This window comes from Candidatus Competibacter denitrificans Run_A_D11 (genome assembly GCF_001051235.1).
GTDB lineage: Bacteria > Pseudomonadota > Gammaproteobacteria > Competibacterales > Competibacteraceae > Competibacter_A > Competibacter_A denitrificans.
Genome location: NZ_CBTJ020000037.1, coordinates 53,074 through 71,329, shown reverse-complemented (window position 1 = coordinate 71,329; position 18,256 = coordinate 53,074). Strand labels below are relative to the sequence as shown.

General features: G+C 59.3%; 18 protein-coding genes. 3 read left to right on the top strand and 15 right to left on the bottom strand.

All coding sequences use genetic code 11. The annotated features are described in order from the left end of the window. Window positions 1–8: 8 nt before the first annotated feature. From gspG to BN873_RS07990, 8 genes are all read right to left on the bottom strand, one after another. Complete coding sequence (gspG, locus tag BN873_RS08025) at window positions 9–464, bottom strand: type II secretion system major pseudopilin GspG (protein ID WP_374727157.1); 456 nt, start codon at window positions 462–464, stop codon at window positions 9–11. Between the two features lie 68 nt (window positions 465–532). Beyond that, window positions 533–1,126 (bottom strand): methionine biosynthesis protein MetW, encoded by a 594-nt coding sequence (gene metW, locus BN873_RS08020; RefSeq protein WP_048672643.1) that lies wholly within the window; start codon window positions 1,124–1,126, stop codon window positions 533–535. After that, window positions 1,116–2,279: a homoserine O-succinyltransferase MetX gene (gene metX / locus BN873_RS08015; protein WP_048672640.1), complete on the bottom strand. Its 1,164-nt coding sequence runs from the start codon at window positions 2,277–2,279 to the stop codon at window positions 1,116–1,118. Before metX ends, metW begins: the two co-directional genes overlap by 11 nt. Before the next feature lie 125 nt (window positions 2,280–2,404). After that, window positions 2,405–2,731 carry a DUF167 family protein gene (locus tag BN873_RS08010; RefSeq protein ID WP_048672638.1) on the bottom strand — a complete coding sequence of 109 codons (327 nt, stop codon included), beginning with the start codon at window positions 2,729–2,731 and terminating at the stop codon, window positions 2,405–2,407. A gap of 4 nt (window positions 2,732–2,735) precedes the next feature. After that, complete coding sequence (locus tag BN873_RS08005; protein WP_242434396.1) at window positions 2,736–3,290, bottom strand: YggT family protein; 555 nt, start codon at window positions 3,288–3,290, stop codon at window positions 2,736–2,738. 2 nt (window positions 3,291–3,292) lie between these two features. Next, window positions 3,293–4,120 (bottom strand): pyrroline-5-carboxylate reductase, encoded by an 828-nt coding sequence (gene proC, locus BN873_RS08000; RefSeq protein WP_048672738.1) that lies wholly within the window; start codon window positions 4,118–4,120, stop codon window positions 3,293–3,295. Window positions 4,121–4,208: 88 nt separating this feature from the next. Further along, window positions 4,209–4,589: a hypothetical protein gene (locus tag BN873_RS07995; RefSeq protein ID WP_048672633.1), complete on the bottom strand. Its 381-nt coding sequence runs from the start codon at window positions 4,587–4,589 to the stop codon at window positions 4,209–4,211. Window positions 4,590–4,680: 91 nt separating this feature from the next. Continuing rightward, on the bottom strand, window positions 4,681–5,367 hold the full coding sequence (locus tag BN873_RS07990) for a YggS family pyridoxal phosphate-dependent enzyme (RefSeq protein ID WP_048672631.1): 687 nt from the start codon (window positions 5,365–5,367) through the stop codon (window positions 4,681–4,683). A gap of 122 nt (window positions 5,368–5,489) precedes the next feature. Here BN873_RS07990 and BN873_RS07985 point away from each other — a divergent pair, with 122 nt between their 5' ends. Next, window positions 5,490–6,530, top strand: a complete 1,041-nt coding sequence (locus tag BN873_RS07985) for a type IV pilus twitching motility protein PilT (RefSeq protein WP_048672629.1) — start codon at window positions 5,490–5,492, stop codon at window positions 6,528–6,530. Between the two features lie 78 nt (window positions 6,531–6,608). On the opposite strand, the gene BN873_RS07980 is transcribed toward BN873_RS07985, so the two are convergent. The 7 genes from BN873_RS07980 to BN873_RS07950 all read right to left on the bottom strand — a co-directional run bounded on the left by BN873_RS07980 (window position 6,609) and on the right by BN873_RS07950 (window position 14,170). Beyond that, the gene (locus BN873_RS07980; RefSeq protein WP_139031667.1) at window positions 6,609–7,208 is read right to left on the bottom strand and encodes a hypothetical protein; all 600 of its coding nucleotides are present in this window, start codon (window positions 7,206–7,208) and stop codon (window positions 6,609–6,611) included. Between the two features lie 107 nt (window positions 7,209–7,315). Further along, on the bottom strand, window positions 7,316–8,605 hold the full coding sequence (locus tag BN873_RS07975) for a dihydroorotase (protein WP_048672625.1): 1,290 nt from the start codon (window positions 8,603–8,605) through the stop codon (window positions 7,316–7,318). Beyond that, window positions 8,605–9,585, bottom strand: coding sequence for an aspartate carbamoyltransferase catalytic subunit (locus BN873_RS07970; protein ID WP_048672623.1), 981 nt, complete (start codon window positions 9,583–9,585; stop codon window positions 8,605–8,607). The genes BN873_RS07975 and BN873_RS07970 overlap by 1 nt, the downstream gene beginning before the upstream one ends. Continuing rightward, the gene (pyrR, locus tag BN873_RS07965) at window positions 9,582–10,085 is read right to left on the bottom strand and encodes a bifunctional pyr operon transcriptional regulator/uracil phosphoribosyltransferase PyrR (RefSeq protein WP_048672621.1); all 504 of its coding nucleotides are present in this window, start codon (window positions 10,083–10,085) and stop codon (window positions 9,582–9,584) included. Before pyrR ends, BN873_RS07970 begins: the two co-directional genes overlap by 4 nt. After that, window positions 10,064–10,558, bottom strand: a complete 495-nt coding sequence (gene ruvX / locus BN873_RS07960) for a Holliday junction resolvase RuvX (protein WP_082161159.1) — start codon at window positions 10,556–10,558, stop codon at window positions 10,064–10,066. Before ruvX ends, pyrR begins: the two co-directional genes overlap by 22 nt. Then, the gene (locus BN873_RS07955; protein WP_048672619.1) at window positions 10,542–11,105 is read right to left on the bottom strand and encodes a YqgE/AlgH family protein; all 564 of its coding nucleotides are present in this window, start codon (window positions 11,103–11,105) and stop codon (window positions 10,542–10,544) included. Before BN873_RS07955 ends, ruvX begins: the two co-directional genes overlap by 17 nt. Window positions 11,106–11,302: 197 nt before the next feature. Continuing rightward, entirely contained in the window at window positions 11,303–14,170 is a 2,868-nt protein-coding gene (locus tag BN873_RS07950) for a DUF349 domain-containing protein (RefSeq protein ID WP_048672616.1), read from the bottom strand. A 269-nt stretch (window positions 14,171–14,439) separates the two neighbouring features. Between BN873_RS07950 and BN873_RS07945 the strand changes: the two genes are divergently transcribed. Both BN873_RS07945 and BN873_RS07940 read left to right on the top strand, forming a co-directional pair. Continuing rightward, window positions 14,440–16,032, top strand: a complete 1,593-nt coding sequence (locus tag BN873_RS07945) for a peptide chain release factor 3 (protein WP_048672614.1) — start codon at window positions 14,440–14,442, stop codon at window positions 16,030–16,032. Window positions 16,033–16,035: 3 nt separating this feature from the next. Continuing rightward, window positions 16,036–18,216 carry an AMP-binding protein gene (locus BN873_RS07940; protein ID WP_048672611.1) on the top strand — a complete coding sequence of 727 codons (2,181 nt, stop codon included), beginning with the start codon at window positions 16,036–16,038 and terminating at the stop codon, window positions 18,214–18,216. Window positions 18,217–18,256: the final 40 nt, after the last annotated feature.

The following is an 18,256-nucleotide window of genomic DNA, read 5'->3' as shown; positions in this document are numbered from 1 at the left end:
CGCCTAGCCTAGTCGTCCAGGTTCCAGTTACCGAGGTCAGCATCGGCACCGTCGCCGCCCGGCTGGCCGTCGGCGCCTAATGAATAGATGTCGATCTCGCCGTGCTGACCGGGACTCAGGTATTGATAAGGTTTTCCCCAAGGATCTTTGGGGAGCTTATCCAGATAGCCGCCTTCTTGCCAACGGGTGGCATCGGCCGGTTTATGGACGAGGGCTTCCAGTCCTTGTTCGGTGGTGGGATAGCGAAAGTTGTGCAAACGGTACAAATCAAGCTGATTTTTCAACACTCGGATGTCTTGCTTGGCCTTGACGGCCCGTGCTTTGTCAGGATTATCCATGATTCGCGGCACCACCACAGCGGCCAAGATGCTGAGAATCACGACCACGACCATCACTTCGATCAGGGTAAAACCGCATTGGCGAATGATCCGATCATTCCACCGCGCACTACGGCTAGTGGGCAAGCTGGCAAGTATCACAAGAATTCTCCAAAAATCCAGTGAAGAGAGGCCGGGCGAAGCACGGACAGCAGCTAGGTTCGCCCCAGCCGGTACAAGGCGATTTCACCCAACAGGTTTGGCCAGAGCTGCGGGCCGCGGCGAATGCGATGCGCGTGATCCAACACGGTACGCTGCAAAATAGCAATCCGCTTGCGCTGACAGAGGTGCTCGAAATCGCGGATCGTGAATAGGTGGACGTTAGGGGTATCGTACCATTGGTAGGGCAGGGTTTTGCCGACCGGCATCAAACCCTGGGCGGCGATTTGTAAGCGGTAGCGCCAGAAACCGAAGCTCGGAAAGGTCACGATGCCTTGCCGCCCTACCCGAAGCATTTCGTCAAGCAGCGCTTCTGTGTGTCGCACCGCCTGCAAGGTCTGGGTCATGATCACGTAATCGAAGCTACCGTCACCGAAATCCGCCAAGCCCGCTTCCAAATCCGCATGGATGACGTTGACCCCGGCCCGGATACAGGCAAGCAGGTTGCCGGTATCGATCTCCAGGCCATAACCGCTGACGTGTCGATGTGCGCTGAGATAGGCCAGCAGCGCGCCGTCGCCACAGCCAAGATCAAGCACCCGCGTGTTGGGTGCGATCCAAGCGCTGATGATCTCAAGTTCAGGCCGCATCGCCGGTCTCCTGGGCGATCCGCGCGAGATAGCCACGCAAGATGTCATGATAAAGCGGAATCGGCATCAGAAACGTGTCGTGACCGTGTTCCGAGGGGACTTCAGCATAACTTGTCTCACGTCCCGCCCGTACCAATGCACGGACGATTTCGCGCGACCGCGCCGGCGCAAACCGCCAATCGGTGGTGAAGGAGACGACTAAAAAGCGGGCCTGTGTCTGGGCAAACGCGGCGGATAAATCCTCGGCAAAATCCGCCGCCGGGTCGAAATAGTCGAGTGTCTTGGTGATGAGTAAATAGGTGTTGGCGTCGAACCGGTCAACGAAGGCGCGTCCCTGGTGGCGTAAATAGCTTTCCACCTGAAACTCACTGTCGAAATTGAAATGGAAGTTGGGCGTACCTTCACGCATTTCACGGCCGAACTTGGTGCGCATTCCTTCATCGGACAGATAGGTGATATGGCCAAGCATCCGGGCGATCATCAGCCCTCGGCGGGGGACGACGCCAAATTCATAGTAATGGCCATGATGAAAATCAGGATCGGTCAGAATCGCTTGGCGGGCCACTTCGTTGAACGCGATGTTTTGCGCTGACAGCCGGGGTGCGGCGGCGATCACCAGGGCGTGGCGCAGCCGCTCCGGGAAGGTGATAGCCCACTGCATGGCCTGCATACCGCCGAGGCTGCCACCGATGACCGCCGCCCATTGCCGGATGCCGAGTCGGTCGGCGAGCCGGGCTTGACTATGTACCCAGTCCTTGACGGTAACGATAGGAAAATCCGGTCCATAGGGTTTGCGGGTATCGGGATTGATAGAGGTCGGTCCAGTGGAGCCTTTACAACCGCCCAGATTATTACAGCAAACGACAAAGAAATGACGGGTGTCGAGGGGTTTGCCGGGACCAATGCAGTTATCCCACCACCCTGGCTTGTCCGAGCCGGATTCCTGATAATAGCCCGCCACATGGTGGTCGCCGGAGAGTGCATGGCAGATCAACACGGCGTTGCTGCTAGCGCTATTGAGGGTGCCATACGTTTCATAGACCAACTGGTAGTCAGCCAATGACCGGCCACAGTCCAGAGCCAGCGGTTCTGCGAAATGCGCGACTTGGGGGCTGACTAGCCCGACCGAATCGGGGGGGAAAGTGGACGGCATCATGCTCCTGAGCGTGGGTCGATGATCCTGGGATAGCGTGACGAAAAGGAAACCAAGTCTAATCGGCGCCGGGTTTGCTGGCAACCAGCCGCTAGCCGGAATAGATATATAATTTTTTCAGTTTGTTAGCGGATTTTGCCACCCTGGACTGGTCCCGGAGGATCGGCGGGCTGGATTCCGGGGGGCAGCCGGCGTGGGGCGATGATCCGCAGCCGCTTGTCGCGACCGGTTTCCCCAGCCAACACCATCACCTGGCTTTGGGCCACATCGAACAGACTCGCGAGAAACTTGCGCAGATGGGCATTAGCCTTCCCATCTACCGGTGGGGCAGTAATTCGAACGCGCGCCGGGCCGTCAACCGGTTCCAGCCACTCGTCACCACTGGCCCGGGGTTGTACGCGCACCCGCACGATCAAATCGGCGCCATCCCAGCCGTACCAAGGTTCGGTCACCGCTTCAACGGACCTCGGTCCAAAATCCGACGAAATCCTGGAGCAGCAGACTGACGAAAATCAGCGCGACGATCACCAGCATTGGCGACAGGTCTACCCCGGAAATCGGCGGCAGCCATCGTCTGGCGGGTCGTAACAGCGGAGCGGTCAATTGCGTGAGCAAGCGGGTGGCCGGGTGGTAAGGATCGGGATTGAACCAACTCAGTAGGGCCTGGATGACCACGCTCCACAGATAGATGTTGATCAGCAGTTTGAGCAGTTCCACCAAGGTCAATAGCAACACGCTCCAGATGCTGAAGCTCTTGCCGAGTACCAGGGTAACCAACAGCACTTCCAGCAGTTGTAATGCGATGACCAGCACCACCGATGCCAAGTCCAAGCCTCGATAACCAGGGACGATGCGGCGTAGCGGCAGCAGAGGTGGGTTAGTGATGCGGACCAGGAACTGTACCAAGGGGTTATAGAAATCGGCGCGCACGCATTGCAGCAGAAAACGCAGCATGACGGCCAGGATGTAAAATCCGAAAACGGTTTGAATCAAGAAAAGGGTGGCCGTCACGGCTATTCTCCCAATAAGTCGCCCAATTCCCGCGCTCGCTGGCGAGCCGCGACCACGGCTTGGGTCAGCAGTTTCTCAATTCCGCCATCGCGCAGCACCGCCAAGGCTCGCTCGGTGGTGCCGCCTGGCGAGGTGACGCGAGCGCGCAGCGTGGCGGGGCTATCCGCGCTTTCCAGCGCCATCTTGGCGGCGCCGAAGGCTGTTTGCAAGGTGAGCAGGCGGGCTTTGTCGGCATCCAATCCCAAATCAAGCGCCGCGTGTTCCAAAGCTTCCATCACGAGGAAGAAATAGGCAGGGCCACTACCCGATAGCGCCGTGACCGTATCCAAGAGCGTCTCATCGTCAACCCAGACCGTCACACCGACGGCCCGTAACAGCGATTCGGCCAGGCGGCGACGCTCTTCGGAGACGAATGGATTAGCGAATAAGGCGCTGGCGCCGCCACCAACCAGCGCGGGCGTGTTGGGCATCGCCCGCACTAAAGCGAGCGAACCGCCGCCTAACCAGCGACGTAAATCTGGTTCGCGCACGCCAGCGGCTACAGAGAGCACCAGCGGCTGCCGTGTTTGAATGGCGGGGGCTAGTTGACGGGCAACTCCTTGTAAAATTTGCGGTTTGACGGCCAGGACGATGGTTTCGGCTTTGGCAGTGGCTTCGAGATTATCAGCGCAGGTATGAACACCGTAACGACCACGAAGAAACTCACGCTGGCTGTTGTCGGGTTCGGCGACCCCAATGAGATCGGGCGAGTGGCCACCGGCGATCAGGCCGCCGATTAAACTGCGGGCCATGTTACCGCCGCCAATGAAAGCAATCGCCATATCGTTCATCACCACCTCGGGAGGTTTATCGTCGTCGTTATCGAAACGCGATTGAGCGCAGGATTGAGCGTCAGTTCCAGGCGCTCGCATCAGGAGTTCAGGGCTTGGCGGCTCCCAGTCGGGCGATCTGCTCGCCGATGGTCGCGAGGCGGCTGTCGGTGCGGTAAAACTCATACACCTGCTGTTGGTTGCGGGGCGTGAGTCGCTGAAAAGCTGCGAACTGTTCCTTTGACGAGCCTGCGCGCAGCGCTTGGTCGAATGCCGACCGATCCAGCCCCGAAGCTAACCGTTCGGAGGCAGGGCCAGCGGTGGCTGGTCCCAACGCAGGCCGAGGTGGCGGTTGAATGGTGGTCAGCGTGGTCGCCTGGCGCTTGGCTTCGTCTTCGATTTCACGCAAATACGCATCGTCCGCTTGGACCAAAAACGGCAAAATCAGGCCGAGAGCAAGGCTGACTGGTCTCGAAAAGCCTAACGGCATCAGTAATTTCCTAGCACAAGATGACGATTTTCAAGCAGTGGTCTCAAATCTGATCCGCTTTACCCTGCTTAGCATACCGCAAATTGACGCTTCAGGCGCGAGCGCCGAAAATCGCGGTGCCGATCCGCACTAGGGTACTACCCTCGGCGATGGCGGCTTCCAGATCGTCTGACATGCCCATCGAGAGGGTATCCAGGGCCAACCCGTCGGCGATCAGAGCCTTTTGCAGTTCGCGCAATCGGGCGAAAGGCCGGCGTTGGGCGGCAAAATCCGTGGCAGGCGCCGGAATCGCCATTAACCCGCACAGGCGCAAGCGCGGCAGGACAGCCACCGCGTGGGCTACGATGGGCAGATCACTCGCATCCAAACCGTGCTTGCTCGGTTCGCCGCTGACATTGACCTGCAAACACACCTTCAGTGGCGGCAGCGCGGTGGGGCGCTGCTGGCTCAAGCGTTCGGCGATTTTCAGCCGATCCACGCTGTGGACCCAGGCAAACTGTTCGGCGATGGATCGCGTCTTATTGGCTTGCAACGGGCCGATGAAGTGCCACTCCAGATCAAGCGCTACCAGAGCCGGCAATTTGGCGGCGGCCTCTTGCCAATAATTTTCGCCGAAGCCCCGTTGCCCGGCGGCCGCTACCGCAGCGATATCGGCCGCTGGATGGGTTTTGCTGACGGCAACCAGTCCAACCGAGCCTGACGGTCGCCCGAACCGCATTTCAGCGCTGCGAATCCGTGCCACTACAACCTGTAGGCGGGCGGCAAAATCGACGGTCATGGGCGAACTCCCTCGCTCGATCACGGCACGAGCACGCTAGCGCGATTATACTATTTTGTGAATCAGCTTTTCGAACCGCCCGCCAGCGGGCGGCTTCACGACACCTTCGCGGGAGCAATACCATGACTTTGGACGAATTATTGGGTTTTTCCGTTAGCAACAATGCCTCCGACCTGCACCTGTCGGCGGGTTTGCCGCCAATGATCCGGGTGGATGGTGATGTGCGCCGCATCAACGTGCCACCGCTGGAACATAAAGCGGTACATGCCCTGATTTATGACATCATGAACGACAAACAGCGCAAGGATTACGACGAATTTCTAGAGTGCGACTTTTCGTTCGAAATTCCCAAACTGGCCCGTTTTCGGGTCAATGCCTTCAATCAAGACCGTGGCGCGGCGGCTGTGTTCCGTACGATTCCCACACTGATCAAAAGCTTGGAGGAACTCGGTTGTCCGGCGGTGTTCCGGGATTTGATCGCAGTACCTCGCGGCTTGGTCTTGGTGACCGGCCCGACCGGTTCGGGTAAATCGACCACCTTGGCGGCAATGATTGACCACATCAATAAAAATGACTATGGCCATATTCTGACCATTGAAGACCCGATTGAATTTGTTCATCAGAGTCAGCGTTGCTTGGTCAATCAGCGTGAGGTCCATCGCGATACCCTCGGTTTCAGCGAGGCGTTGCGCTCGGCCCTGCGCGAAGATCCCGACATCATCCTGGTGGGTGAGATGCGCGATCAGGAAACCATCCGATTGGCCCTGACCGCCTCCGAAACCGGCCACTTGGTATTCGGTACTTTGCACACCAGTTCTGCCCCGAAAACTATCGACCGTATCATCGACGTTTTTCCAGCCGGTGAGAAACCGATGGTGCGCTCCATGCTGTCGGAATCATTGCGGGCGGTGATTTCTCAAGCGCTGCTCAAGAAAAAAGGGGGTGGGCGCTTAGCGGTACACGAGATCATGGTGGGCATTCCCGCTATCCGCAACCTGATCCGGGAGGATAAGGTCGCTCAGATGTATTCTTCCATTCAGACGGGTGCAGCCTACGGGATGCAAACTCTGGATCAAGCCTTGCTAGATGTGGTGAAGCGCGGATCGGTTGCTCGTGAGGAGGCAATCACCTACGCGCAAAACAAGGCCGCGTTCCGTCAATAAACCCTCCACTCGCGCCCTTTTGCCGAGTCGCTTAGAGTCGCAAGCAGCAGCGTTTCTGCTGATTTGATGGGAGAGGTTTTAGCGTTGAGCAGGGCGTATTTGCCAAGATAGCCGATAGCGCTCTGCCAACGCGCCGACCGCAGTCAAGAGGGTTTGATGGCCACAGGCGAACAGCGTGACATCGGCGGCACCTTGACAGATGTCCAGCCAAGCGTTGACCAGATCGGTAGCGGTCCCGGTCAGGCAACCGGGTTGTTCGTCGGTCGGGCAGGCGATTCGGCTGGGGATGGCCCAGTCTTCCAAGAGGGGCAGCGCACCGATTACCCCCGCCGGTAGGCCGGCAACCACCATCTTCGATGGCTGCGGCCGAAACGGTAGGGGTGGTGTTAGCTCGAACAAGGCGAAAGGCTTGACGCGGGGGTGTCGATCACGCAGGGTTCGCGCCAAAAAAACGATCTCGGCAAGCCCATCATTGTCGGCCAGCAGCGCGCGCGGTGTCGCGGCAAGCAGATCGAACGGTTCGCCACAAGGACCACAGATCACTATCTCAGTCCCCGGCACCGGGCATGGGGCATCGCGTCGTAAGCAGTCTACCCAACCCTGCTTGGGTGCCCGCTGCAAAATCGGCCACAGGACGCCATTGAGCGATAGGGCATGACCGGGTTGACAGGCGGCCACTTGCGATAAGCCGAGCCGCAGCAGGGTATAGCCACCGGGATAATCTTGGCGGCTGAGGACCCGACCGGTGGCTAGTAGCCCGCCGCCGCTGGAAATATCCGGTTGGTTTAGAATGACTGTCTCCCTTCTCTCTCGTACACCACCTGGCCGGCCAAGAGCGTGTGGGTGACTTGTCCTTGCAATTCCCAGCCTAGAAACGGACTGTTTTGGCCGTGACTGTGCCACATGGACGGGGTGGCTTGCCAGGCCAGGGCCGGGTCGAAAACGCAAAGATCGGCGACTGCCCCGGTTTGCAATTGGCCATAATCCAGACCCAAAATCCGTGCTGGACCGCAAGTGAGCCGTTCCAGCACCACCGGCAGAGGCAGCGCGTCATCGTCAGCCAGCCGCAGACTCAACGCGAGGAGGGTGTCCAGAGCAGAGATACCCGGCTCGGTATCGCCGAACGGTGCTTGCTTGGCATCCGGTTCATGCGGTTGATGATCGGAGCAAATCGCTGTAATCACCCCACTGACCAGGCCAGCCCGCAAGGCGTCGCGATCCTGCGCGCGACGCAAGGGTGGGCGGACGTGACAACGGCTGTCGAAGCCGGCCAGATCAAGCTCTGTCAGGTGCAGTTGGTGAATCGCAACATCGGCAGTCACCGCCAGCCCATCGGCTTGCGCGCGGGCGATCAACTCGACCGAGCGGGCGCAGGTCAAACGACCGAAATGCACGCGCACCCCCATATCGCGAATCAATTCCAGATCGCGGGCCAGGGCGCCGGTTTCTGCCGCTGCCGGAATACCGGGCAAGCCCATCCGGGTAGCGATGGGGCCTTCGTGGGCGATACCGGAGGCAAGTTGGCCATCGAGCGGGGTCAAGAAAACGGTCAGATCAAAGGTGGCGGCATACTCCAGCGCACGGCGTAAAACCAGCGTGTTGCTCACTGGGTAACCGCCATCGCTGATCCCGACGCAGCCGGCCTCCTTGAGGGCTGCCATCTCCGCCAGCCGCTCGCCACCCAAGTGATGAGTTAGCGCACCTAAAGCCAGGACTCGTGCTTTACCGGTGGCCTTGGCCCGCCGGCGGATCAGTTCCACTACAGCGGGTTCGTCGATGACCGGATCGGTGTCGGGAGGACAAACCAGGGTTGTGATGCCAGCGGCGGCGGCGGCACGGGTTTCGCTGGCGATGGTTGCTTTGTGCTCGTGGCCTGGCTCACGCAATCGGGCGCAAAGATCAATCAAGCCAGGGCACACGATCCGCCGCCGGGCATCGATCATGCGGTCGGCCACAAACCCTTCGGGCGGGCGGCCAATACCGACAATCTGCCCTTCGGCGATAAAAACATCACTGAGCGTATCGATCCGGTGGGCCGGATCAATCAATCGGCCGCCGCAAATCGCGGTGCGCATTAGATCTGCTCTCCGGTGGGCCGGGCATGATTGCCGAGCGTGATCGACATAATCGCCATCCGCGCGGCGATCCCATTGGTCACTTGTTCCAAGATAACCGAGCGGGGGCCATCAGCGACCCGTGAGTCGATTTCTACCCCACGGTTGATGGGGCCTGGGTGCATGACGATGGCATCCGGTTTGGCCAGCGCTAGCCGCTCTTCGGTCAAACCGTAGCACTGGAAAAACTCGCGCTCACTCGGCAATAGTGCACCGGCCATCCGCTCCTTCTGTAAGCGAAGCATCACGATGACATCGACTCCCCGCAAGCCGATGGTTGGATTATCGAACACCCGCACACCCAGTTTTTCCACATCGACCGGTAGCAGGGTGCGCGGTGCAATCACTCGGATATCGGGGGTACCTAAAATACCCAGGGCATGAATCAGCGAGCGGGCGACCCGCGAATGCAGAATATCGCCGACAATAGCGACTTGCAGAGCCTCGAAGGCCGGTTTATGGCGGCGGATGGTGAAGACATCCAACATGGCTTGGGTGGGGTGGGCATGGCGACCATCGCCGGCATTGAGCACCGCAATATGCGGCTTGACGTGGCGGGCGATAAACTCGGCGGCCCCGCTCTGCTCGTGGCGCACCACAAACATATCGCACTGCATCGCTTCGATGTTGCGCAAGGTATCGAGCAGACTTTCGCCCTTGACCGCCGATGAGGTGGCAATATTGAGCGTCAGCACATCGGCTGATAATCGCTTGGCGGCCAGTTCGAATGTGGTGCGCGTGCGGGTGCTGGCTTCGAAAAACAGATTGACCACGGTTTTGCCGTGCAGGGTGGGTAGCTTCTTGACTCGGCGTTCGGCCACCCCGCGCAAGGATTCGGCCGTATCAAGAATCTCGATCAGGTGGTGCCGCTTCAAGCCTTCGATGGTGAGAAAATGCAGCAGACGGCCTTGACGATCCAATTGAAAATGCGTGTTGCTCATACGGCTGGGGCGGTTTGGATGAGGAGTTGTAACGGTTCAGGACCGGCTAGCTGGATGTGGCTGCCGGCGGGTAATTCTAACCGGGAACCCGCTACATGGGCTTCAATTGGTAGTTCTCGGCCCCCACGATCCACCAGTACCGCCAGCAGCACCGAGGCCGGGCGGCCGTAATCGAACAGCTCGTTCAGGGCGGCCCGGATGGTGCGGCCGGTATAGAGCACATCATCGACCAAGACCAGATGGCGATTATCGACATCGAAAGGCAATTCGGAAGGCCGCACTTGGGGATTAACGCCAATCCGGCTGAAATCGTCACGATAAAACGAAATGTCCAACTGGCCGAGCGGGGTGGCAAGATCAAGCCGCTGCCGGAGTCGTTCGGCGACCCAAACGCCGCCGGTGTGAATGCCGACGAGCGCCGGTGCCAGGATGCCGCGCCGTGCCAGCAGCTCGCGTAATTGCACCGCCATCGCTTCGATTAGGAATTCGACATCGCGCATTCGCCGGGACTCCGTTGCTGGTTGAACCAGCTTTCAAGAATGATGGCTGCCGCGCCCGCATCCAGGCTTATTTTCGTGCGACGCCGTTTGGTTGCGCTAGCCTGCATTTGTTGACCGGCTTCCCAGGAGGATAACCGTTCGTCGATGGTGGCGACCGGCAAACGGAAGCGTCCGTGCAACTGGCGGCTGAAGCGCAGCGCGGCCTCGGTCATTTTATTGGCGCTGTCATCGGCATGACGCGGCACGCCAACCACCAAGATTTCCGGCTGCCAGGTAGCGAGCAGTTGGCCGATGGCATCCCAATCTGGACCGCGCGGCCGATTCGACAGCGTGCCTAGCGGCCGGGCCGAACCGGTTACCCCTTCGCCGATAGCCACACCGATGCGGACCTGGCCGAAGTCAAAACCCAATGCCACCCGATAGGAATGGCGGGATGCAGCCGGCGCTAAGCCCTGCTCAAGCGTGGCCGGCATGGGTCGGTAGCAGGTTCAGGTCGATCCCCAACAAGGCAGCAGCGGCCGACCAGCGTTGCTCGCTCGGTGTGTGAAACAAAATGCGGAAATCGACGGGTGCGGACAACCAAGCGTTTTCTGCCAACTCTTGTTCTAGCTGTCCCGGCCCCCAGCCGGCGTAGCCGAGCGCGACCAGCCACTGTGCCGGGCCTTCACCGCGCACCAAGGCTTGTAAGATATCGCGCGAGGTGGTGATGCCGATTTGGTCGGTGACGCGCAGCGTCGCACCCCATTGGCCGAGCGGATTGTGGATGACGAAACCTTGTTCCGGTTGCACCGGGCCACCGTGATAGACCGGCAAAGCGGCCGCCTCGGAGCCACCGGGAGCGATGTGCAGATGAGCCAGCAACTGGCCAAGCGACAGTTGCAAGGGTCGGTTGATGACCAATCCCAGCGCGCCGTTAGCGTTGTGCTCACTGATGTAGGTCACGGTCTGAAAAAAGTTTGGATCAGCCAGCGCCGGCATTGCGATCAGAAACTGATTGGTCAGATAGCTGGTTTCACTCATATTTCAATCCGTGCCCGTGATCGGGTGAAACGGTATGGCAGCGATTACGCCTCTCTCATGCACCATTATCCCCCTGAAGGGGAAGGTTTCAAGCCAGAGTTGATTTTGAGGAATAATTCCATTGGAATGCACCGGTTCCCTGACCAGCGGACAGGCAACGGGCCAGCGATGGTCTATCCAAATGGTCGTACCCGGTTTCAAGCATCTTCCCGTTGCCAGCAGGCATCCAAGGCGCGCAGAAACCGGGTGTCAAGCTCGGCTTCCACATCAGCCGGCAAAGCGCCGGTCAGGCACCACTCCTCTTGGAGGAGTCGCGGGTCGTGAAGCGTCTCGGTTTTAGAGGCGCTGCCTGCCAGCGAGGCCGAGAGACGGGCGACCTGATATTCCATTCGTTGTTGGGCGAATTCCGGCGGTGATTCAATACCCGCGATGATTTCCATACGAATACAGCAGACGCGCTTGCGTTCCAGGTTTTGTTCCAACTGGGCGATCAGATCGGGTGCCTGTTCGGGCGCTTCAGTCAAAGCGGCCACTGCTGCGTCAAACCGCCCCTGGATCAAGGCCAGGAGGGCGGTCGGTAAGGGCGGTAGGGTTTCCCAGGTTTGCCGATCCTGCGCCAACAGGTCGGTATCGACCGGGGCGAGGACGAGCAATTTTTCCAGCCGAGCACATAATCGTGAACGGCTGTGCAACTGGTGGAATGTCTCGCGGCGACTGGTTCGCTTTAAGAAGCGCTCGTGGTGGGCGAATTGGCGCAAGGCGGTCTCAAAGCGCTGCTCCAGCGAGCGCTGATCAGTCTTGGGCACGAGACCGATGCTCTGCCACTCCTGTTGAGCCGTCTCTAACCGAACGCGCGCTTCACCAAGCTGTGAAGAATCGATGTCGGCCAACGCTTCAACTTCCGCGCACAGCGCCAATCGGCGTGACAGATTGGACTGCCGCTCGGTGGCCGCCGCCTGCTGCTCCAGCTCACGGCGTGCGAATACGGCATCGCAGGCCGCGCGAAATTCTTTCCACAGCGCCTGCTCTTGGCGCGGTGAGGATTGCACGGTCGGGTGCCATTCGGCTTGGGCACGTTTGGCGGTTTCGATGGCCGGGCGCAATTCAGGGCTTTCGATCAGGGCTTGGACCTGCTGGACCAGCGCTTGGCGGCGCTGGAACTCACGGGTCCGTTCGGCGCTAAGGTGTGTTTCCATGCGTTGTAAGATCTGCTGGAAGTGTTGATCCAGGGCCTTGCGCTCCGAACGATTGACCGGCCCTAGTTTGTACCACTGTTCCCGACTGCGGCGGTGTAAACGATCTGCTTCGCGCCAATCGGGTTGCTCCCAGTCGGTGGCCGCTACAAATTCTGCCAATTGCGCACAGAGCGCCTGTTTCTTTTCGAAATTTTGCCGGCGCTCACGGTTTTTCTCCTCAAAATAAGCCTGGCAGGGCGCGTAAGCGCGCTCGCAAGCCTCATTGAAGCGCTTCCATAGCGCTTTGGGGGCTGCGCCCTCGTGATGATCCAGATCTTTCCAAGCTTCACGAACTTTCTGGATGCGCTGAGCGAGGTCGGGGGGATCGATTTCTAAGCCGATCAGGCTTTCTGTGGTGGCGCAGAGCTGTTCGCGGGCTTGGTGAGCGCCCCAACGGCGCCAGCCCCGCAGTTCGCCAATGCGACCGGCACAGTGTTGCAGGCGCTCTTCGATGGTGGTCAGTTGAGCGCGGTTGAGGCCGATGTTGTGTTTGATCTGTTCGCGCGCCTGATCATTCAACTCGGTGGCCTGTTGGAGTTCGCCCTCTTCAAGGGCGGTTTCCAGCGCTTGCACACAGTCCTGGAGCGTTTGCCATTCCTGATCGCGCTGCTGGATTTGGCGTTGTAAGCGCGCGCGTAGCTTGTCGAGTAAGCCATCGAACCGACCTTGCAACTCGCCAGCCAGTGGGCGAGATTCGGGCCGCTCCAATCCTTCCCAATGCTGGCGCAGATGCTTGAGATCGATATCGCGCACTTCGCTCGGTTGTTCCAGCAAAGCCTCCGCTTCACGTAGCACGGCTTGTAAACGTTCGGCACGACCATGATCGCGTTGGCGGGTCCGCTCCCGTTCACCGATCTCGTGGCCCAAGTGTTGGAACCGCGCATCCAGGCGCCGACTCTCGGCGTCTTGAGCCAAGCCGAGCCGGCTCCAGGCGAGTGGCGTATCGTGAGCGGCCTGGTGCAGTGCAGCGGCGAGTTCCTCGCCCGGCTGGGGTTCTTGCTGTAACCGTTCTAGCAGCTTTTCCAGCGAGGCGATCAGTTCCAGGCGCTGCGCCCGACGGTTGGCGCTGGCTTGCCGTTCTGCCAGGAAACGCGCGCGGGCCTGGGTGTAGCGTTCTCGCAATTCGGAGGACGCGGCTGATTCCCGCTCACGCCACTCGTGTTCTAGTTTGGGAAAGCGGCCGGCGTGGGGGCCACTTTCGCCATCCCAGGGCAGTTGTTCCATTTCCGCGCACAACCGTTCCAATTGAGCGGTGCTTGCCTGGGTGGCAGCCAGGGCGTCCAGACGCTCTCGCGTCCGCCGATAGAGCCGTTTATCGCGGTTGCGGGCTTGGCGGGCGATTTGCTCTAGCAATGTGGGGTCGTTGACCCGCTCCGCTGCGGCCAGGCGCACATCCGCGTGCAGGTTGTGCGCGGCGATTTCAGCCAGTGTTGCTTCCGGTTCGATACAGTCCAGCGCGGCCAACCGCAGTTCAGATTCGACAGCCTGTTGGAGCAGATAATCGATCAGCTCACTATCGAGGTCGGCGCGCAGCAGTTCGAGCCGGTCAGCGAGTGATGGACTTCCAGCCGTTTTACCGGCTAACAGGGACCGATAGCGTTCCTGGGCGGTGGCTCGTACAGCCGCTTCGGTATCGGTTTTGCCGATAGTTTGCAGCGTATTCAAGTCAGTGAGCCGTTCCAGCGCCGCTTGTCGAACGCTCGAATCAGGATCTTGCCGGGCCATCTCGAGCAGAGTTGGAGCGGCGCTGTCCAACGTTTGCAACGCATTTTTGCGGGTGGCAGGGTCGTTACGCTGCCACTTGGGCTTGAGAAAGCGGCTTAGGATCATAGGACAATCGGTAAGGGTCTGTAAGAGGTAATGGACTGAACGGCGAGAGTTTGGCCGAACTTAAGAGAATTGCGAATTACTTTATCATAACCCTCTCATACGGGTGGGATACATCCGGCGTCCTTCGGGATCGTCAGGCAAGAAGATAGCCAAAAGAAGTTCTGCTTTCGCTGTCGATTGGCTGGGGAGGCCGGCGAAGAGTACTTTCAGGTAGAATCCGCGCGTTTTCTACTTTGCTTCCAAACCGAGCACCACTTTTTGATTGACTGATGACCACTTTTATCGACGAACTCAACCGGCGGCGGACCTTCGCCATCATTTCCCATCCCGATGCCGGCAAGACCACACTCACCGAAAAACTGCTGCTGTTTGGTGGCGCGATCCAATTGGCCGGTACGGTCAAAGGCCGCAAAGCCACTCGCCACGCCACCAGTGATTGGATGGAACTGGAACAGCAACGCGGGATTTCGGTCACCTCCTCGGTGATGCAGTTTCCCTACCGCGAGCGCATCATCAACCTGCTCGACACCCCCGGCCATGAGGATTTTTCCGAGGACACCTACCGCACCCTGACGGCGGTGGATTCGGCGCTGATGGTGATTGACTGTGCGCGCGGCGTCGAGGAACGCACGATTAAGTTGATGGAAGTCTGCCGATTGCGCGATACCCCGATTTTTACGTTCATCAATAAGCTGGACCGCGATGGTCGGGAACCCATTGAGTTGCTGGATGAAGTCGAGGACATTCTAAAAATCCGTTGCGCGCCGATCACTTGGCCCATCGGCATGGGTCGAGAGTTGAAGGGCGTCTATCATCTTGAGCAGGATTTTATTCACCTTTACGATCCATCACGCAATGGCCGTATCAACACCGGCCGCACCATCCAGGGCTTGGACAGTGCCGAAGCTGAACAGGCGTTGGGTGCCGAGCGGGTGGCGACGCTGCGCGAGGAAATCGAACTGGTGCGCGGTGCCAGCCATGCCTTTGATCTGGACGGCTATCTGGCTGGCCGCCTAACCCCAGTGTATTTTGGCTCAGCGCTGACCAATTTTGGGGTGCAGGAAATGCTCGATGGCTTCATCGAAAATGCACCGCCGCCACGCGCCTGCACCGCCGCCAGCCGGGACGTGGCACCAGAAGAAGAAGCCTTCAGCGGCTTCGTGTTCAAAATTCAGGCGAATATGGACCCACAGCACCGCGACCGCATCGCCTTTTTACGGATTTGTTCCGGGAGTTACCAACCCGGTATGAAAGCTCGGCACGTTCGGCTGGGTCGTGACATCAAAATCCCTGACGCATTGACCTTCATGGCCGCCGAGCGTGAGCACGCCGAGGCGGCTTATCCTGGCGACATCATCGGCCTGCACAATCACGGCACCATCCGCATCGGCGATACCTTCACGCAGGGCGAGGAACTGCGCTTCACTGGCGTGCCGGATTTTGCCCCGGAACTGTTCCGGCGTGCCCGACTGCGCGATCCCTTAAAAATGAAAGCCCTGCAAAAGGGTTTGGAGCAGTTGTGTGAGGAAGGCGCAACCCAACTGTTTCGGCCGCTCAATAGCAATGATTTGATTCTGGGCGCGGTTGGCATTTTGCAGTTTGACGTGGCGAGTTTCCGACTGCGTGGCGAATACGGTGTCGAGTGCGGTTTCGAGACTGTGAACGTCACCACGGCCCGTTGGGTGAGTTGCGCCGACGCCAAGCGGTTTGAGGAGTTCAAGACCAAGCTGCGCGACAATCTGGCGCTCGATCATCACGGCGAACTGGTTTACATCGCCTCCAGCCGGGTCAACCTGCAATTGACCCAGGAGCGCTGGCCTGAGGTGCGCTTTGCCGCCACCCGCGAACACGGGTTGCACTGACTTATGCACCGTCGGCTGCAATGGGGCGCTCGCTGGTTGTTTCGCTGGTTGTTTCGTTGGCTGTTCCGGGTGGAACTGCGTGGCTGGGAGCAGTATCCGCATAACGAACCCCGGCTGCTGATCGTCGCCAATCACGTCTCCTATCTGGATGGCGCGCTACTGGCCGCCTTCCTGCCGGAGATGCCGATTTTCGTAGTCAACACCCACATGGCCCGGCACTGGTGGATCAAGCCGTTCATCGCTATTACCCGCCATATCAGCATCGATCCGACCAACTCCCATTATCTGAAAACCTTGATCCAGCACCTCAAGGCTGGCGAACGGGTGGCGGTGTTTCCCGAAGGGCGGCTCAGCGTGACCGGCGCGCTGATGAAGATTTACGAAGGTCCGGCGCTGGCCGCTGACAAGGCTGATGCCGCCGTATTGCCGGTGTACATCGAAGGCGCGCAATACAGCCTGCTGTCGCGGCTGGGCGGCGTTGTCCGGCGGCGGTTGCTGCCCCGTATTTATCTGACCCTGCTGCCGCCGCGTCGGTTGATCGCTGATGCGGACAATCATCGGCTCCGCCGCCAGCAGCTTGCACGGCAATTGGATGAGTTGATGATCGAGCTGGCCTACGCCGGTATGAACATCGACCAGCCGTTGCCTTTAGCCATGCTGGAAGCGTGGGAGCGGCACGGTGGTCGCCGGGTAGTGCTCGAAGATGCCCAGGGCCAGCGAGCAGGCTGGCGAATGTTGTTTGTCCGCGCCTTTGCGCTCGCCGAATTGCTGGAAACCCGGATCGCCGGCCAGAACCCTGTGGGCGTATTACTGCCTAACGCCAATGCTGCCGTCATCGCTTTACTGGCCTTGCAATTGCGAAATCGGGTGCCGGTTTTTCTCAATTTCACCATGGGTAGTGATGGCTTGCTGGGTGCCTGTCGTACCGCACGGATTCGGACGATTTGCACCGCTCGCGCCTTTATTGCGACTGCCGGTCTGGATGCGTTGCTTGCCACCTTGAGTCAGCAGGTAACGATTTTATATCTGGAGGATTTGCAACCGCATGTGACGCTCATCCTTCGGCTGCGTGCATTGCGGCAATCCCTGTGGCCGGCCCGCAGTTACCGAAACCTGGCCGGCCCCGTTCGCGCCACCGATCCGGCGATCATTTTGTTTACCTCCGGTTCGGAACGAGCACCTAAGGGGGTTGTATTGACCCACCGTAACGTGTTGGCGAACGTTGCCCAAGCCCGCGCGGTATTTTCTCTGATCCCGCTGGATGTGGTTTTGAATGCCCTACCACTGTTTCATGCGTTTGGGCTGACCACCGCGACGTTGACCCCACTCTTATTGGGAGCGCGCGTCATTCTCTACCCCTCACCCCTGCATTACAGCGTCATCCCAGAGATTGCCTACGAGCGCCGTGCGACCATTCTGTTCGGCACGAATACATTTTTGTGGGGCTATGGCCGCAGTGCAAACCCTTACGATTTCTTCAGTGTCCGATCCGTCATTGCCGGCGCTGAAGCCTTGCGCGAGGAAACCCGTCGGCTATGGATGGAAAAATTCGGCGTTCGTATCCATGAGGGCTATGGCCTGACCGAAACCAGCCCGGTTTTGGCTGCCAACAGCAATCGCCATCATCGCAACGGCACGGTCGGTAAGCTGTTTCCGGGTATCGACTATGGCCTGGACCCGGTGGAAGGGATCACCGATGGCGGGCTGTTGCAGGTGCGCGGTGCCAACATCATGGCGGGCTATCTGCTGCCTGAACGTCCTGAGCGCTTGGCGCCGCCGCAGACCGAGCGTGGGTTGGGCTGGCACGATACCGGCGATATCGTTCGCTTCGACTCGGATGGATTTATCACGATCCTGGGCCGGGCCAAGCGCTTCGCCAAGCTCGGCGGTGAGATGATTTCGCTCGCGGCGATAGAGCAGTTGGCTGCCGCCTGTTGGCCAGATGATCACCATGCCTCGATCAGCTTGCCGGATGCACTCAAGGGCGAAAGCGTCATCCTGCTGACTACTCGCACAAACGCCGACCGCAGTGAGCTGGTTGTGGCTGCCGAGCGGGAAGGATTGAGTGCCCTTCACATCCCTCGGCAGGTGTTGGCGGTCAGTGAAATTCCGCTACTGGGTTCCGGCAAACCCAATTACCCTGCTATTCGTCAATTGGCTGAAGGGTTAATGCAGCGCCAGTAAACCCATGACTGTGTTTTCACAGGAGTGGGTTTTTTGGAAG

Coding starts and splice junctions, on each gene's coding strand:
- pyrR (WP_048672621.1), bottom strand. CDS start 10,085: ATGCGCGATGTCGAATTCCTAATCGAAGCGATGGCGGTGCAATTACGC.
- BN873_RS07945 (WP_048672614.1), top strand. CDS start 14,440: ATGACCACTTTTATCGACGAACTCAACCGGCGGCGGACCTTCGCCATC.
- BN873_RS07970 (WP_048672623.1), bottom strand. CDS start 9,585: ATGAGCAACACGCATTTTCAATTGGATCGTCAAGGCCGTCTGCTGCAT.
- BN873_RS07950 (WP_048672616.1), bottom strand. CDS start 14,170: ATGATCCTAAGCCGCTTTCTCAAGCCCAAGTGGCAGCGTAACGACCCT.
- proC (WP_048672738.1), bottom strand. CDS start 4,120: ATGAACGATATGGCGATTGCTTTCATTGGCGGCGGTAACATGGCCCGC.
- metW (WP_048672643.1), bottom strand. CDS start 1,126: ATGCGGCCTGAACTTGAGATCATCAGCGCTTGGATCGCACCCAACACG.
- BN873_RS07990 (WP_048672631.1), bottom strand. CDS start 5,367: ATGACCGTCGATTTTGCCGCCCGCCTACAGGTTGTAGTGGCACGGATT.
- ruvX (WP_082161159.1), bottom strand. CDS start 10,558: ATGCCGGCCACGCTTGAGCAGGGCTTAGCGCCGGCTGCATCCCGCCAT.
- BN873_RS07975 (WP_048672625.1), bottom strand. CDS start 8,605: ATGCGCACCGCGATTTGCGGCGGCCGATTGATTGATCCGGCCCACCGG.
- BN873_RS07955 (WP_048672619.1), bottom strand. CDS start 11,105: ATGAGTGAAACCAGCTATCTGACCAATCAGTTTCTGATCGCAATGCCG.
- BN873_RS07940 (WP_048672611.1), top strand. CDS start 16,036: ATGCACCGTCGGCTGCAATGGGGCGCTCGCTGGTTGTTTCGCTGGTTG.
- metX (WP_048672640.1), bottom strand. CDS start 2,279: ATGCCGTCCACTTTCCCCCCCGATTCGGTCGGGCTAGTCAGCCCCCAA.
- BN873_RS07985 (WP_048672629.1), top strand. CDS start 5,490: ATGACTTTGGACGAATTATTGGGTTTTTCCGTTAGCAACAATGCCTCC.
- BN873_RS07995 (WP_048672633.1), bottom strand. CDS start 4,589: ATGCCGTTAGGCTTTTCGAGACCAGTCAGCCTTGCTCTCGGCCTGATT.